This is a genomic window from Lactobacillus sp. UMNPBX19 (assembly GCF_002553805.1).
Taxonomy (GTDB): Bacteria; Bacillota; Bacilli; order Lactobacillales; family Lactobacillaceae; genus Lactobacillus.
The window spans coordinates 1-15,693 of record NZ_PCYR01000033.1; the positions used below are offsets into that span (position 1 = coordinate 1).

A 15,693-nucleotide genomic window follows, 5' to 3' on the forward strand; every position below is an offset into this window, starting at 1 on the left:
TAAGAGTTGGATTGATCGTCTTTTGGTATCTGAAAGTTAGTTTTTTCCCAGACACATCTTTTTAGACATCTGATTGCTAATATCACTTAAAAAAGTAGTTTTACCTGATCCACGTAAACCATAAACAAAAGTAATTTGATATGGACTTACAAGTTCCTCAAGGCCCTTAATTACGATATTTATCTGTTTCGATCTATCTAAAAATATTTTAGGAACATCACCAAATGTTGAATTAAATGGGTTCATTATTTTTCCTCATTTATTACTATAAACTGTTTTATACTTTTCTATAAAAAAAGCAGCCACTCAATAATTGAGTGACTAAAAATATTATTTTTCAATTCTAAAGCGATAAAAACCTAAACTCATTTGCTTCAATGTCTTAGCAAAATCTTTTTTATCAAAGTGATTTTGATCAACTAAGGCTTCAAATTCACCATCCGCGTCAACCAACATCTGGTGCGTTCTACGCCAACCATTCTTCTGGTAAAAACGCAAACGACTAACACGTTGATGATAATTCTCTGCATCAGGATCAAGCGGTTCAATATCTAATACAATTTGCTGATCTGGATATTTTTCTTCAAGCATATGTAAAATTCTGCTCCCATATCCATTGCCACGTAATTCTGGTTCAACAGCTAAGTACGCCAAATAAACAGTATTGTCACTAATATAGTAACAAACCATTCCGCAAAATACTTCTCCATCATAAACGGCATTAAGTTGGAGTTTCTTTCGCAAGCTCATTAATACCATTGAGATCCATGAGAATCTTTCCCATTCTGGAAAAGCACTATAATATAAATCTTTAACTTTATGATAATTCTTAGAGCCCCATCGGGCGGGTTGTTCGTCTAAAATAAGAATCCTTCTCTTTTCTAAATTATAATTTACTTCTTTAATTAAAAAATACTTTTCTTTAAAAATCAAATTTCTAATGCTATACAAAATAGGGACAAGCTTGTCTGCTCGCCCCTATTGCTTTAACTATTAATCTGTTTCAATCGTAAGTCAGTTACTATCTTTTCAATACCAGCAATGATATTTTTTACATCATTTTCAGAAACTACGAATCCTTTTTTCTCTAAGCTGGTCACAACTGCTCTTACTACATTATTTAACTTTTTCTCATTTGAGATAAGTTCTTTATCATAAAAATATACATAATCAATCATTAGCTGTCTAGCAAGTTGGATAAAATATATTTGTTGTTTTTCCTTAAAATGAACATACCCTAATACAGTCACACTAATAATACTAATAATCCATAAAGCCAGCTCTAATAATTCTATATAGTCCTTTGTACTCAATCCTCTCCTCTTTTCTTTAAACTAATTAATTTTGACATTCAACTTTTTATCTTTTAAAATCGTAACATCTATAACTTTCGAAAGGTGTTTTTTATGAATTCACAAGACAACCCTATTTTTTTATCTCGCTTAACTAAGTGGGATGTATTTAAGGCAACATGGCTAGTGTTTTTTCTAAATTTAATCTATGTACCCCAAAAGTCTCGCTTTACACGTTTTTTTATACATATAATTTATTTCTTAGCAACTATATTTTTTATATTATCTTTAAATAATGCTAATTTTTTGTCTAAAATAATTTGTTTATTAGGAATATTTTCTCCGTTAATCATGACAATCTATGCTGCATTTTTTTGGGCCCAACAATACCCAACTCCAACATTAATTTCTCTATTTTCTTTATCAAATTCCGATATTTCTATTCTAAAAAATAAATATAATATCTCATCAAAAAATATTAATTCTGCTGGAATCTTAGACTTAGATACTGCAATATTTATTAATACAAAAAAGATGTATATTATTAGTTCGTTTAAAGATTCTAATTTAAATAATCATCATCAGAAGGTAATTATAAAAATAATTTCAAAATCTCAAAATAATACAGTACTCAAAAAAACTAAATTATTTTTAACAATAAAAAATAGATGTAAATACTATTTTAAATTTTAATAGTGTAATTTAAATAGCAGCAATTGCTACAGGAAGCAATTCAGGATTTCCCATAATTACTAGAGCTAAGGCTGCAATACCAATTAATACTACAGTTCGGCCCGCATTTTCAGCAGATAGATTTACATTTAAGTTAGGGATACCGTTTAAAAATGGTAATGGTTTAATTGTCATATCAATGATAAGTGAAAGTTCGTTGTCTAATAATTTGTCCTCCTCTTTAATTACATTACAAATAAAGGATAATTTATACTCGTCATTACTATTAGCTGACACCTTAACAGAAATATTTCCAGCAGTAATTTTTGAGGACTCCACTAATGTACCAGCACCATTGACTACAATGCCAAGTTTCTCTGGTTTTAATCCGTAAGTATTAGCTAGCCAATTAGTAATATTTGCTGAATTTAATTTTCCATTACTAATTGTGAATACTGGCGAAGATCCCACTTCTGAAAAACTGTCTGTTGCTGTTAAAGTCACCTTTAAAGCTGGACCATTAGAAATAGTAATTGTTTTATTTAAATCAACTGCAAATTTATTACCTAAATTTTTACGAATATTATCTAAAGCATCTGAAACCGAAATTGTATTTTCAGTACCCGGGCTGAAATATTTAGTACCACTATCTTTACCTGAAGCAGCCACTTGGTCAATTGGCGTTCCACCAATAGGATATTCAACAAACTGATCAAAGGCCCAATTTTTTGGCATCTTAAAGCCTAAGTTACCGCTCCAGCCATATGACATATCAGCCACAAAGCTATACTTCATTCCAACTTTTTCACCATGAAGACATACATTTCTTGTTCCATAAATGCCTGGATTATATCTAGAAGACGCAAGAGCTGATACTACTCCTTCCATATATGGAACAACCGTCCCATCGATATCACCATCTTGAATATCTACATCTACCGCAAAATAAATTGTTGCTCCAGCAGGAAAGCCTAATTTAGATGCTTGATTGACCGCTTTGATACCATCTCGATATCCTTGTATTCTGCTAAAATATTCTATCTCATATCCACCATCTTCATAAATAGGATAAATTGCTAAACCAGCATCAGTAATTCTCTTAATTTCAGCAGCTGTTAAATACTTATCTCTTTTAGAGGCCCCTGCTCCAACTGAACCAGTTAAGTATCTCCCCACAATACTAAAACCATAGTTTTTAAAATTAGTTACGTCCTTTGAAGTTAATTGAGTAGAAGTATCTAACGCAATTGAATCGCGATTTGTATTACCATTGCTTGTTAATAAGCCTTTAATCACTGTTAAGTCTGATGTTCCTGTAAATGGTGGCAAATTCATAAACTTTCTGAATGCAACAACAGCGTTAGATACTTCGCTTGTATAATTACCATCACAGCTACCATCGTAAAATCCATTTACATATAAACCATACTGGATAATTCTCACTACTTCTCCATTGGCACCTTGACTAACAGTTGGAGTAGCAGCAATTGTACCGGGACCATAATTACCGTTAGCACCAGCAATCCCAATAGCTTTCTGTAGTGCAAAAATTAAAGCTGTATTTGTTGCTCGCTGGTAAATTCCATCACAAGGTAAAATCCCTAATTCATCGCTATATTTACCATTTAAATATCTCTGCATTGAACGTACACCGCTTTTACCTTGGCCTTCAATTAAAACAAAAGCGCTCATATCAAACAAAGCAGCCATTAGATTAACAGTTAATTTACCACTAACTGTTACACCAGCATCGTTTTGCAATTCTTTAATAGCAGAAGTAAGATTATCATTAAATTTACTGGTAAAGTCTGTCGGACTAATTCCTTTACACCAAAATGCACCTTTAATTAGCTTTACAATATTGCCACTATAGCCTTCAACTAATGATCCAATCTTATTTTTTAAAGCTGACTTAGTCATATCGCCAAATCCTTGCCCTAATGTCGAAATGCCCAATTCATGCTGCAATGCTTCTCGTAAACTATAAATAGTTGCCCAACCAGTTCTTCCATTTTCAGGAGCTTTTTCAAATCCATTGACTCCTTTATAAGTCTTATTTAGCCACACTTGAACTTCTTTTACTCTTTCGTCCATATTTTTCCTCCGAAACTTTAAATTATTCTCACTTTTTTCTTTTATTCCCGGGAACAATTTAAATATTACAAGATAAGCATGAACTATAGCTCATGCTTATCAAGATAAGCATGATAATGTCAAGCGATTTTTTTATTTTTTCATTCTACATCAAAAAAAAGCTTTACTCATCATCAAAACGAGTAAAGCTTTTTAACTATTAAATTTTCAACCTACTAAATTAACTTATATTTCTTAAGCAACTCTTCTACGTACGTTCCTTTCAATACAAATCCCGAAGAAATTAATATTCCTACTGATTCTTATCCACATGCTGATGAATATGGTCACTATCTATACGAAGCTGATGTTCCTTTAAATGAATTAAAGAAGCATTTTAAAGAAATCTTTAATACAACTGATCTAGCTCTAGATAAACGCGTAGTTTATATTCACGGCGTGCCTAACAGCTTATCTCTTCCAGATACGGTTCAAGGCAGCGTTTTAAACTATGGTCCACATGTTACTTTACCAATAGCTGTCGGCAAAATTAAAAAGAGTAATTAGTAAATAATAATTAATAAAGTAAAAGGTTGATAGATAGTCGTTTTCTTTAACGATTATCTATCAACCTTTTTCTACGTAAAGTCAAGCACAATAGGGTATTTGACTTTATTTTTTAGTTGTATTTTTGATAAATAGAAATTATGGGCGAATTATTTTTAAAAGATGATATGACAAATAAGCCTGTAAATGTATTATTTTTACAGACTTCGTTTTATAATGTACTTGATCAATTAATTACGACTAAAGTCTTTTTGGTTATGTGTGGCTACGTTGTAATCATATAGTTGATCATTGATAATCAGAGCATAGATTGTTCTGATTAATTTATGTATTGAAGCAATAGCTATCTTCTTGAACCCTTTGGTTTGAGAGGATAGCTTTTTGCTTTCATAATAGTCTGCTATATGACAAGGATTGGTCTTTGATGCATTATCAATTTGACCAATAGCGCGATATAGTAGCTTGCGTGCCACTGCATTGCCATGCTTAGTAATGCTCAAATTAGAGTCCATTTCACCGGATTGATATCTGCCTGGATCAATTCCAATAAAGGCATTAATTTTATTAGGATTACTAAACCTGCGTAAATTTCCTAATTCTGACAAGACTCTAACTGCAGTAGTCTGTGCAAAGCCTGGAATACTTTCTAGGTTTTCTAAATCATGATTAGGCAAGGATTTGGCTAACTGGACCATTCGCTCAATTATCTTTTCTCTGTACTCACTTAAGCTAAGCAGTCTATGGGCATAGTATTGCACCTGTTCGACTTCTACGCTGTCACATGAAACAACAGGATAAGCTTTATAAGCTAATGTGATCAATTTATCTGCAGTCTTTTGTGCATGCTTAAAACCAACGCCTTTTAACTGCACCAACCAATTAATAATTTGCTTTTTATCATTTTTTCTCACTAAATCACAATGAGGATAATGGAGTAATATTTGCCAATAATTTTTGCCTTTGGCAGAACAAAATAAAGTTTCAATCTCAGGGAAAGTTGACTGTAAAGCTTGATGAAGCCTATTTTTTGCCATTACCAAGTCACTTGTTAGCTGATCATAGAAGTGACTCAGTGAATTGAGCTGCTTATAAGTTTGAGATTGAAGATGATTAACTGGATGATGATGAAGCCTTTGAATTAGAGCGAGATGGTAGGCATCAGTTTTATCAGTCTTGTTGTGTCTTAATCCAAGGTCCATTTCCTTTTTAGCTTTAAGTGGATTAATAATTACATAATCATAGTCATAATCTTCAAGGAAGGCTTGCAATCTGCGTGAGTAGACTCCAGTAGCTTCAAAGATTATTTGTGGATGCTTAGAAAAAGCAGATAGTTCTTTAAGCAGCTGAATAAAACCAGAATGATCATTGGTAATCGTGAGTTCATTTTTACTTTCACCAATTAACTCACAAACAGTAGAAGTAGACTTGCTTACATCAATTCCAAAAGTAACTTGCATAAAATAAACCTCCTAAAGCTAAGTAGTAAAACGTATTTACCTAAGAAATCAGATCTAATTTTCTAAACTCGACATCAAAGTGTCCACATTCTTCGAAGAGACTATTGAAAACCTAAGCAAAACTGCCAGTTTTATATACGACGTCAAGCGTCTAAAGGCCGTGTGACATATAGTTTTACTACTATTTCTATTCTACAAAAGAACAAAAATAGTGAATCAATTATCCCGTCGGATAACTAATTCACTATTTAGCTTAGAATGTTTTATTTACTCTTTTTGTTAAATACTAAATTTAAAACAATTGCAATTACTAATAAGGCGGTCGCACACCACATAATTTCTTGAAGTCCTAAATGAAAAATATTTCTCATTGTTGGCAGCAAGTGTTGTGGCAAACTTTTTGCGGAATTGGCATCACTTAATTTATTGAGCATCCCCATTGTTATACCAGAATTCTCTCTTACTCCGCGCGCTAATTCCATATTCATAATTACTCCATAAACTGCAGCCATCACAGTCTGAGCTAAAATTCTAATCAAATATGAAAGTGACGTTGCTGGTGCCATATTTTTTTCACTAGCATCAACCTGAACTTTTATTTGAAGTAAAACAAAAATAAAACCCACACCAAAGCCAGAAAAAGTTCCGATACCAGCTAACCACCAAATGTTAGTACTTTGCGGCGCTAGTGCTAAACCTAAAGACGAAATCAAAATACAAATTAATCCCATTGAGAGCAGAGTTCGATTACTAAAGCGTGCTTTTAAGGGGTTAACTACTAAAGTCCCTACAACATCAACTAAAGAATTAGGAATTAGCGTCATCCCGCCAAGTAATGCAGTTGTTCCAAGTAATCCTTGCGCCCACATTGGCAAATAGGTATTTACAGCTAAAAAAGCTCCCCAGCTAAAAATAAAAAGTAAAAAATCTCCAACTAAAGCACGATTTTTAAACATGCTAATAGGTACAACTGGATTGGGGTGATTTTCTTCATGCATAAAAAATAAGACTAGTAAAATTATGCCAGCAACGACTAAGCTGATCACAATCCAGCTGCTAGTTAAACCAAGAAGTTGGATTCCTAATAAAAGTAAAGTTAAACCAACAATAATTAGGAAAGAGCCCAATACATCAAACTTTGGAGTCTCTTTAATTGTACCTTCACGATAATAGAACAATGAAAGAAAAATTGCTAAAAGTCCAATCGGAATATTGATATAAAAGACCCAATGCCAAGAAAGTGAATCAACCAAATAACCACCTACTAACGGTCCGATAATAGCTGCTACACTAAAGGCAGCCCCTAAATAACCTAAAATTTTTGTTCTTGCTTTAATATTATCAAAGATAAAACCAGCCATTATATAGGGTAGCGAACCCATTCCTCCAGCCCCTACTCCCATTAAAGCTCGAGCTAAAAGGAAAAAATACATATTATTTGCCAGTCCCTGAAAAAGTGACCCTAATACAAAAAAGAGTAACGATAATTCAAAAGCCGACTTATTACCAATCTTTTCCCCAACTTTAGTCCAAATTGGGGTTGAAACAGACATCCCTAAGAGCATAATGGCAATTATCCACCCCATGAATTGAATTCCATGTAAGTCTGCAACAATAGCTGGAATTGCTGTGTTAATAATCGTGCTATCTAATCCCGCCATTACATTAGCCAAAACCATAGCAAATGTGACCATCGTTACTTGCTTTTTTGTCATCAGTACACCTACTTTTCTACGAAATAAAAAGCCCCAATTATTTCACAATAATTAAGGCTAATAATCTTATCTAAAATATACTTGCTTAATTCCTTAAACACAAGCTTTATTTTGATGATCTATTAATTTTCTTATTCGGTTGTTTAAAATTAAAATAAAAATTAAAGATGGTTGCAATTAATAATAAGATGAATGAAACAGCCATAATTTCGTGTATACCACTGTGAAAAATTTTACGCATTTCTGGTAGTAAAGACTGCGGCAATAGCTTAGCTGATTTTGCGTCACTTAGTTCATTCATCATATGCATCGTGATATTTGAATGGGTATTAATGCCACTCGCTAACGCTAAATTCATGATGACCCCGTATACGGCTGCCATAACAGTTTGAGCTAAAATTCTAATTAAATAAGAAGTTGAGGTCGCAGTTGCCATATCTTCCATTCCAGCATCGATTTGTACTTTTACTTGAAGTGCAACAAAAATAAATCCTACTCCAATGCCGGAAAATGCCCCAATCAAAATTAATATCCAGAGAGGAGTTTGATCATTAGCTAAGAAAAGACCACCAGATGAAATCATCATTGTAACAATTCCGATCATTACTAGCGTAAAAGTTCTAATTTTTTCTTGAATTGTAGCAACTGTTTGGGATGCAATAATTTCAACGATTGAGTTAGGAATTAACGTCATCCCACCCATTAAAGCTGACATTCCTAAAAGAGCTTGAGCCCACATTGGTAAATATGTATTTACAGCAATAAAAGCACCCCACGTAGTCGCAAATAAAATCAAATCACCATTTAGATCATGATTGCTAAAAATAGATAAAGGAATAATTGGATTTTCTTCCTTAGCTTCATGCAAAAAGAAAAAGATCAGTAAAACTAAGCTAAATAGGATTAACCCTACTACAATCCAAGTTGCAGTTAATCCCAATAGTTGGATTCCCATTAAAAACATAATTAAACCACTCACTAGCAAAAATGCTCCTTGTAAATCAAAAACTGGGGCAGTTTTTGGTGTAACTGGCTTGTAATAGATCAAGGAAATTAATAACGCAACTAAACCAATTGGAATATTAATATAAAATACCCAGTGCCATGATAAAGCATCAATTAGCCAACCTCCCGCTAAAGGTCCTAAAATTGCTGCTCCATTGAAACTAGCTGTCAAATATCCCAAAACTTGGGTTCTTTTCTTAATATTTGGAAAGACGTATCCTGCAATAATATAAGGCAAGGACCCCATTCCTCCACCACCAATTCCCATAATCATTCGAGCAACTAAGAAAAAGTAGATATTAGGTGCTAGTCCTTCAAGTGTTGAACCTAAAACAAACAGCACTAGTGCAATCTCAAAAGCTAATTTATTAGTAATTTTTTCTCCAATTTTTGTCCAAATTGGTATTGAAACAGACATTCCTAAGAGGTAGACTGCCACAATCCACCCCATAAATTGGATCCCATGTAACGCTGAAACGATGGCAGGAATAGACGTATTAGTAATAGTTCCATCTAACCCTGCCATAACGTTCCCGAGCATCAACGCTACAGTCACCATCGTAATCTGTTTTTTATTCATTAAAGCACTTCCCTCAATAACAAAAAGAGCCCTTATTACATTTGGTAATTAGAGCTTGGACATTTATCTTCTTATTATGCAAACTTTTTGCTTAAAATTGCAAGATTCTTTAAAAAATATCTATGCTTTTTTTGTAAACTTAGGTATAATCAGTACTTGTGTTTATTTTTCACTTATTTTTTCGAGAAAGGAAAAAGTATCTTATGGAACATAGTTGGATGCTTAAGTATTTTGCCGAATTTTTCGGTACGCTAATCATGGTTATGTTTGGTAACGGTGCCGTTGCCAACTCATTTTTAAAAGGAACTACTGGTAATGCTCATGATGGCAAAGCCAATGGAGGTTGGATTTTAATTGCCTTCAGTTTTGGTTTTGGTGTTATGCTTCCAGCAATGCTTTTTGGATCAATTTCTGGTAACCACCTTAATCCAGCCGTTACACTTGCTCAAGCTACTGCTGGTGTCTTCCCCTGGGCACAAGTAACACCTTACATTATTTCACAAGTTCTTGGTGCAATTTGTGGTCAACTTCTTATTATCACTATTTACTGGCCATATATTAAAAAATCTACCGACTCTAATATTGTTTTTGCATGTTTTGCTACTAGCGACTGCGTTAACAGTAAATGGAATGGTTTCATTTCTGAACTTGTCGGTACTGGTGTCTTAATGTTTGTTGCAATCGGTTTATACAAGGGTATGTTCTTCAAACAAGCAGTTGACATTGCCAATATCGGTGTAGGATTCTTAATCACTGCTTTAGTTATGGCACTTGGTGGTCCAACTGGTCCAGCCCTTAACCCGGCACGTGACTTCGGTCCAAGACTTGTTTACTCAATCTTACCAATTCCTAATAAAAAGGATGCTCACTGGAGCTATGGCTGGGTTCCTGTAGTTGCTCCTATCTTAGGTGCAATCATCGGAATTTTCCTTTACAAGATTCCATTTGGACTTTAATTATTCTGATAAAAAAGCAGATCAAGTGATCTGCTTTTTTTAATTTTCAACTTTATTAACTCTTTTATTAAAAGCATAAATACAAATTATCGAAACAATTATCACAATTCCAAAAATAATTAATATCGGACCCCATGATGAAGCCTCAGCATTCATATTTGCAATATTTGGTTGTAAATCTAATAAAAAATGCATTAGAATACATGGCCAGATTCGATTAGTAAAAATATGCAGATAGGAGAAGGCTAACCCGATAGCAGTTGCATAATAAACTTGTTGGAAAGTTGCATCTAGCGCTGCCCCATGTCCTAAGTTAATCAAATGAAATAATCCAAATAAAACTGAAGAAAAAATGCTCGACCAAAGCAAAACATACTGTTTATTTTCAAAAATCTTGGTAAATAAATTAAACAAAGTTACACGACAAAGAAATTCCTCTCCGATTCCAGCAGCTAAAGCAACACAAATAGAAGACCACATCATTTCAGGCATTAAATTAAAGACCTGGACCCAACTTGTAATCAGATTCATTAAAAAGTATAAAGCCATTAACATAATACAAAAGATAATGGTTAAGATCTTAACTTTACCCTCTTTAGGTAACTTAATAAAAACACGATCTGTTTTATAAAATATTTTTGCTCCCAGTGCTAAAAAGCAAACAATCACTAAATATAATATTGGAGCCCAAAGTTCAGAAAATGCTGTTACTATCTGACCAGCTTCAGTATAGATTAGCAGATAGACTAGTGATGCTATTGTGATCCACTTAATTGATAGACCAGTTTTATTGATTGCTAAATAGTTATTCTTCTTTTCTTTCATTTTTCCATTTTCCCTCTATATTCCCATTAAATTAGCCAAACTAATTATGACTGGAATGGTAATAATGGCTACTAAAGTAGATAAACACATTAATTTAGTAGGAAATTTTACTTCAAAATTACTGATTAAACTAAAAAGCACTACTACTCCTGCTACTGGACAAGCGGCCATAATTAAAGTTGTCATTTTAGCAATTGATGGAAGCGGTAAAATTAGTAAGAAGCCTAAAATTATTAATGGGAAAAATAGGTTTCTAACTAATACTCCACTCCAAACCAATTTATCATGCCAGTCTTCTTTTAAATTAATGGCTCCAAGATTTGTACCAATAACAATCATACTTAGAGGAGTATTCAAATTAGCAATATAATTCATAGGGTCAGAAACTATATCAGGTAATTTAATTTGAATTACAAATAATATCATCCCTACAATCGCTGCAATAATATTAGGATTAACGATAGCTTGACGAACACTCTCTTTAAATGACTGCTTCTTCCCAGTAAACATCCTAATCCCATGCGTCCACATAAAGATGTTATAAATAATCAAATATGGTACTGCAAAAAACACACCATTATTTCCTAAAAGCGCTTGTACTAAAGGAATTCCCATAAAACCTGCATTAGTGTAAGTTCCAGCATATCGGAGAATTGTTCTTTTTTGCTCGTCTTTAATTATTCTTTTGTTAAAGAGAACTGAGCTTACAATAATTTTAAATACAAATAAAACTAGTACTAGTAAAAAAATCAAACTAAATTGTACTAATCTAGTAACTGAAAAAGTTTGGCGAAAAGAATTAATAATTAAGCATGGCGATACCACGTAAAGAAGGATTTTAGTTAAATCTTTTACTGTTTGTTCATGGAGAAATTTCACCTGATAGCAGATCCAGCCAACAAACATTAAAATAAACATAATCACTACTTGTTTTGTCGGTAGTAGTAAAGGCATTACAGTTCTCCATTCTTAAAACTACAAGTTTCTATATGATCATTTATTAATCCAACTGCCTGTAAAAATGAATATATTGTTATTGGACCAACAAATTTAAATCCGAGATTTTTCATTTCTTTTGAAATTTGGTTAGATAATTCATTTGAAGTAGGAACATCTTCCATTTTTTTAGGATGGTGATTAATTGGTTCAGGGATAAACTTAGTTAGAATTTGTTTGAAAGTTTGATTGTTGTTTTCTAGTTTAACTAAAACTTTCGCATTATTAATTGCAGAATTAATCTTTAGTCGATTACGGATAATTCCTTTGTCTTGCATCAATCTTTCAAAATCAGCTTCATTAAATTTGGCTACTTTATGATAGTTAAAATTTGCAAATGCCTTTCGAAAATTTTCACGTTTATTTAAAATTGTTTCCCAGGATAATCCCGATTGAAAACTTTCTAATACAAGCATTTCATATAAGTAGGTTGAATCTAGATTTAACTTACCCCACTCTTCATCGTGGTATTTTCGGTAGAGTAAATTCTTACTATTTCCCCAACTACAACGAATTTTTTCCATTTCTTACACCTCATTTTTATCAATTATAGCAAAATAGACAGACTTAAAAGTCTGCCTATTTTTCATTCTAAAATTTTTCAACTTGGTAAATACGATTCATTAGAGTTGTTAAGTCGCTATTTCGCTGATGATAAGCTACTGTTAAGTAAAGACAGTCGCTAGTTACTTGAATTCCTTCAAATTCAGTACAAAAATCTAAAGCATCAAGTTTTAAGCTGTTATCTAAATTAACTACAGACCATTTATCTGGATCAACCATCCCCCACGGAATTTTAATAATTTCACGAGGCTTTCCCTGTCTTGGAAAACCCAAAAAAGTTGTATGTGGACTTGGCTGACTTGAAATATAAATATCCCTATTATCATCTATTCCGTATCCCTGAATAGAGACAATCTTTTGATCATTAAAATGAGGAACCTTAAATGCTCCTAAGCATGTTAAGTTTTCAATATTAATATCTTCAGCTTTTTCTTCTGCCTCATCTAATTTGTTATTTACTTCGTTAAGGTCATAAAGCGCAAAATAACCGGTATGATTTATATCAATACTTGCAATCAAGAAATAATGACCATTTGGTGAAACAGTGGCCTCTACTCTTACTAAATCTTTTCCTGGATAAACTGTACCTCCATCCCTATAACCAGCTCCTGCTCGGTTAAGATAGGAAAGACGTGGTAAATCAGTATTATTAGCAAATACCTGTGTTTGATACCCCGGTACTGTTACTCTTGCAATTTGTGTGGTCCAATATGTATTTCCATGTCTTTTGGGTTTAGTGCCAACAAACCATTTATTATTTTCTCCACTTTGTATCCAGGTCTGGGTATGTCCACCAGCAGTTCCAGCTGAATTTGGACCTTTTAAGTATAAAATAGGATGGTCTTCATCAAATGTAACAGTTTCGCTATCATTTGGAGTTTGATACACAACAACGTCACTTTGTCTATGCAGAAGCTGCAAGGCAAAAACATTACTTCCAACAATTGATGAAGCTTGAACTACAACATGGTGTATATTCTCTAACTTATTTACTAAACGTATTTGTGTTTCTTTTCCAATCATAACTGGACAAATCCTTTCTTTATTTATCCTGCTTGCAAATTTATTATGAGCGATTTGAATCAAGACAACAAATAAAGTACACTGCTATCATAAATCTAAATTGGATAAAGGAATTGATAGAAAATAATGGCTAAAAAACGCATAAACATTCTAATTTTTAGTAGTATATGGAGTTTTATTATTGGTATTTTAACTGCTTTATACCTGAACCTAATCAATTATGTTATTGACTTTATTTGGGGTTACTTTAATCATCATAATAATTTTTCTTTGCGTCCTGCTTATCCCTTTCTTATTTGTATACCATTTGGAATAATTATTGGTTTCTTAGTAAAGAAATTAGGTTCCTATCCTTTAACGATTGAAGAAGTGTTACATGATGTTCGGAAAAGTGGAAAACTTGATTATCATTCCTGGTGGAAGTCTTTTACTTTAGGGCTTTTATCATTAGGAGCTGGTGGAAGTATTGGGCCAGAAGCTTCCACCACTGTTCTTACTTCGGGGATGATAAATTGGCTCGGAGATAAAATTAGATTGATGACTACTCATTACAAAAGCTGGGTTCATTTTTGGCAAATAGGCATTGATAAAGATACTCTATTGCAATCCCCAAAGTTTAGTGAGCTTTTTAGAACTAAAAATCAAAAAAAATGGTTCATCACCTTTAATATTTTAATTGGATTAATTGGAACAATTTTGATCTTTAAACTTTTTCCTGAAGAGGGAGCGTTCGGAATTCATGAACGTCCAATTTACTGGTCATGGACTATTCTCTGGTATAGTCTAGTTCCTGTTATAGGTGGAATGTTTTTTGCATATTTCTTCTTATATTTAGAAAAAATATTTACTAAAGTAGAAAGTTGGGCATTACCAGCACTTTTAAAAGCAACATTATGGGGTATAGTCCTAAGTTTTTTAACCTTAGTAACTGATTACGCACTTTTTTCAGGCGAATTTCACATTGTTCCTTTTTCTAAAACTGCTCTCTCATATTCACCACTCTTCTTACTGTTAATTGCCCTAATTAAAACAATTTCTACGCATGCTGGTTTTGCAATGGGCTGGCGTGGAGGTAAAATTTTCCCAGCAATTTTTGCTAGTGTTGCTGTTGGTGCTGCAATTGCTCAATTCATCCCTATCCAGCCCGCAATTACTGTCTCCTTAGCAGTAGTAGCTAGCATTACTATTATTTTAGAAAAGCCACTCCTTACCGCTGTCTTGTTAATTTTTTTATTACCAATTTCTTTAGCTCCACTTATTTTTATTACTGCCTATATAGTTATGTTGATACATAAGTTTCTTCTGAAAAAATTGGCTTAAAATCCTTAATTTACTAAATTAATGTTAGAATTAGAACAACTTAACAGAAAGAAGGCATTCAATTATGGCTGCTACTACAGAAGACAATTATCAACTATTATTAAAACAAGCCCAAGCATTAGTTGAAGGCGAAAACGATTGGATTGCAAATACGGCAAATATTTCGGCTTTATTATTTAATTCACTTAATAATGTTAACTTTGCTGGTGTATATCGTTATGATAACCAAGAATTGATTCTTGGCCCTTTCCAGGGAAAACCAGCTTGTGTTCATATTCAAATTGGCAAAGGGGTATGCGGAACAGCTGCAAAAGAAAAGCAAACTCAAATTGTAAAAAATGTGCATGAGTTTGCTGGACATATTGCCTGCGATAGTGAGTCAAATTCTGAAATTGTTGTCCCTATTTTTAAAACAAATGGCGATTTATGGGGAGTTTTTGATTTCGATTCAACTAAATTATCTAACTTCGATGAGTTAGATCAAAAATACTTAGAAGAAATTTCTAAGGTGTTTAAATTCTAAAAATCAATTTTTTAATGAAATCCGCCCGTAAATCCCCGTATTTTAATGCGGGGATGGATAGGGCTTACCATCTTTGATTGCGTTATAGACTTGATCGTTGATGTATTTCTCTACCACTTCTTTTG

Annotated in this window: 15 protein-coding genes and 1 pseudogene; 4 read left to right on the top strand and 12 right to left on the bottom strand. The window is 33.1% G+C overall.

Going from position 1 to position 15,693, the window contains the following annotated elements; all coding sequences use genetic code 11:
- Window positions 1-36 precede the first annotated feature (36 nt).
- From CP370_RS08005 to CP370_RS08015, 3 genes are all read right to left on the bottom strand, one after another.
- Window positions 37-246, bottom strand: coding sequence for a hypothetical protein (locus tag CP370_RS08005; protein ID WP_087713189.1), 210 nt, complete (start codon window positions 244-246; stop codon window positions 37-39).
- Window positions 247-330: 84 nt separating this feature from the next.
- On the bottom strand, window positions 331-759 hold the full coding sequence (locus CP370_RS08010; protein ID WP_087713463.1) for a GNAT family N-acetyltransferase: 429 nt from the start codon (window positions 757-759) through the stop codon (window positions 331-333).
- Between the two features lie 227 nt (window positions 760-986).
- Window positions 987-1,313 carry a hypothetical protein gene (locus tag CP370_RS08015; RefSeq protein ID WP_053107465.1) on the bottom strand — a complete coding sequence of 109 codons (327 nt, stop codon included), beginning with the start codon at window positions 1,311-1,313 and terminating at the stop codon, window positions 987-989.
- A gap of 93 nt (window positions 1,314-1,406) precedes the next feature.
- Here CP370_RS08015 and CP370_RS08020 point away from each other — a divergent pair, with 93 nt between their 5' ends.
- Window positions 1,407-1,985, top strand: a complete 579-nt coding sequence (locus CP370_RS08020; protein ID WP_087284958.1) for a hypothetical protein — start codon at window positions 1,407-1,409, stop codon at window positions 1,983-1,985.
- A gap of 9 nt (window positions 1,986-1,994) precedes the next feature.
- Here the strand turns inward: CP370_RS08020 and CP370_RS08025 are convergent, their stop codons facing one another.
- From CP370_RS08025 to CP370_RS08040, 4 genes are all read right to left on the bottom strand, one after another.
- A complete protein-coding gene (locus CP370_RS08025) occupies window positions 1,995-4,058 on the bottom strand; it encodes a glycoside hydrolase domain-containing protein (RefSeq protein WP_087713190.1) in 2,064 nt (687 codons plus the stop codon).
- Between the two features lie 776 nt (window positions 4,059-4,834).
- On the bottom strand, window positions 4,835-6,061 hold the full coding sequence (locus tag CP370_RS08030) for an IS110 family transposase (protein ID WP_087284957.1): 1,227 nt from the start codon (window positions 6,059-6,061) through the stop codon (window positions 4,835-4,837).
- A gap of 263 nt (window positions 6,062-6,324) precedes the next feature.
- Window positions 6,325-7,776 carry an MFS transporter gene (locus tag CP370_RS08035; RefSeq protein WP_087713191.1) on the bottom strand — a complete coding sequence of 484 codons (1,452 nt, stop codon included), beginning with the start codon at window positions 7,774-7,776 and terminating at the stop codon, window positions 6,325-6,327.
- Between the two features lie 106 nt (window positions 7,777-7,882).
- Window positions 7,883-9,361 (bottom strand): MFS transporter, encoded by a 1,479-nt coding sequence (locus CP370_RS08040; protein ID WP_087713192.1) that lies wholly within the window; start codon window positions 9,359-9,361, stop codon window positions 7,883-7,885.
- Window positions 9,362-9,564: 203 nt separating this feature from the next.
- Here CP370_RS08040 and CP370_RS08045 point away from each other — a divergent pair, with 203 nt between their 5' ends.
- Window positions 9,565-10,317 carry an MIP/aquaporin family protein gene (locus CP370_RS08045; RefSeq protein WP_004896866.1) on the top strand — a complete coding sequence of 251 codons (753 nt, stop codon included), beginning with the start codon at window positions 9,565-9,567 and terminating at the stop codon, window positions 10,315-10,317.
- Between the two features lie 39 nt (window positions 10,318-10,356).
- Here CP370_RS08045 and CP370_RS08050 read toward each other — a convergent pair whose 3' ends face one another.
- The 4 genes from CP370_RS08050 to CP370_RS08065 form a co-directional block, all read right to left on the bottom strand.
- Entirely contained in the window at window positions 10,357-11,142 is a 786-nt protein-coding gene (locus tag CP370_RS08050) for a CPBP family intramembrane glutamic endopeptidase (protein WP_087713193.1), read from the bottom strand.
- A gap of 15 nt (window positions 11,143-11,157) precedes the next feature.
- Window positions 11,158-12,096 (bottom strand): AEC family transporter, encoded by a 939-nt coding sequence (locus CP370_RS08055; protein ID WP_087713194.1) that lies wholly within the window; start codon window positions 12,094-12,096, stop codon window positions 11,158-11,160.
- Window positions 12,096-12,662: a DNA-3-methyladenine glycosylase I gene (locus CP370_RS08060; protein ID WP_087713195.1), complete on the bottom strand. Its 567-nt coding sequence runs from the start codon at window positions 12,660-12,662 to the stop codon at window positions 12,096-12,098. The genes CP370_RS08055 and CP370_RS08060 overlap by 1 nt, the downstream gene beginning before the upstream one ends.
- A 67-nt stretch (window positions 12,663-12,729) precedes the next feature.
- Window positions 12,730-13,725 (bottom strand): class III bacteriocin, encoded by a 996-nt coding sequence (locus tag CP370_RS08065; protein WP_087713196.1) that lies wholly within the window; start codon window positions 13,723-13,725, stop codon window positions 12,730-12,732.
- Between the two features lie 126 nt (window positions 13,726-13,851).
- Here CP370_RS08065 and CP370_RS08070 point away from each other — a divergent pair, with 126 nt between their 5' ends.
- Together CP370_RS08070 and CP370_RS08075 are read left to right on the top strand one after the other, a co-directional pair.
- Complete coding sequence (locus tag CP370_RS08070) at window positions 13,852-15,045, top strand: chloride channel protein (protein WP_087730860.1); 1,194 nt, start codon at window positions 13,852-13,854, stop codon at window positions 15,043-15,045.
- Window positions 15,046-15,109: 64 nt separating this feature from the next.
- Window positions 15,110-15,568 carry a GAF domain-containing protein gene (locus tag CP370_RS08075; protein WP_012845776.1) on the top strand — a complete coding sequence of 153 codons (459 nt, stop codon included), beginning with the start codon at window positions 15,110-15,112 and terminating at the stop codon, window positions 15,566-15,568.
- A gap of 42 nt (window positions 15,569-15,610) precedes the next feature.
- Here the strand turns inward: CP370_RS08075 and CP370_RS09720 are convergent.
- Window positions 15,611-15,693: pseudogene (locus CP370_RS09720) on the bottom strand (IS200/IS605 family transposase); the annotation flags it as partial.